General features: G+C 33.9%; 1 protein-coding gene. It reads right to left on the reverse strand.

What is annotated here, in order from left to right; genetic code table 11:
• Positions 1-873, reverse strand: an 873-nt coding sequence (locus L8W69_RS09180) for a flagellin hook IN motif-containing protein (protein WP_318529614.1), incomplete at its 3' end; no start/stop codon positions are given.
• Between the last annotated feature and the right edge of the window lie 108 nt (positions 874-981).

The raw sequence follows: 981 nt of genomic DNA on the forward strand, positions 1-981 counted from the left end.
TCTTGAAGCTTCTACCCCTGTGCTATCTTTAACTGAATTAATAGCAGCTACTAAAGAGCCATTTTGATCACTATCTTGATATTCTATTCTACCTATAGTTACACCATTAATCTTAAAATCATCACTTGTAACACCAGCTTTTATAGGACCAACACCCGTAGTTTCAACTAAGAAATTTGCTCTAACACCTGTAATATCAGAAACTCTATTAATCTCTTCAGCTAAAGCACCAAGTCCTGTTCCTACTGAAGTAGAAATCACTACAGGTTGGAATTTAAAATCATCTACGCCGTTATAATTTTTAATAGTAAGCTGAGCTACACCGCTACTTTTAGCTTGAGAACCTGTTTCAAATCTAGTTACACCTATTTTAGAGCTTTGAGTTGGCCCTATGCTAGCTTTTACGGTTTGATTTGACTGTGCACCTAGTTGGAATTCTTGATTTATAAAGTTTCCGCTTAAAAGTTGTTTACCATTAAACGCTGTAGTGTTAGCTATATTGTCAAGCTCTTCCATCAAACGATTAATATCAGCTTGAAGCATATTTCTTGTTTTGGTGCTTTGTCCATCTTGTGCTGCTTGAGTAGCTTTTACTTTGATAGTATCTAAGATTTTAAGCTGCTCATCCATAGCCTTATCAGCTGTTTGTAAAATACCTATAGCATCATTACCATTATTTATTGCTTGACCTAAAGTTGCAGCTTGTGATCTTAAACTATCTGCTATAGCCATACCTGAAGCATCATCTGCTGCAGAGTTAATTCTAAGACCTGAACTAAGTCTTGATAAAGACTTATCAAGCTCTCTTGCTGTAATAGTTGAATTTGCATGTGCATTCATTGCACCTATGTTGGTATTTATTCTAAAACCCATTTTAAATCCTTTCAAAATATTGCTTAGAACTTTTAAAGCAATAAATGTTCCAAATTTTAAAGAGTGTTTTAAAGAGTGTTTTAAAGAGTGTTTTAAAGAGTGTTTTAA

The organism is Campylobacter sp. CNRCH_2016_3089, assembly GCF_025772505.1.
GTDB lineage: Bacteria > Campylobacterota > Campylobacteria > Campylobacterales > Campylobacteraceae > Campylobacter_D > Campylobacter_D lari_D.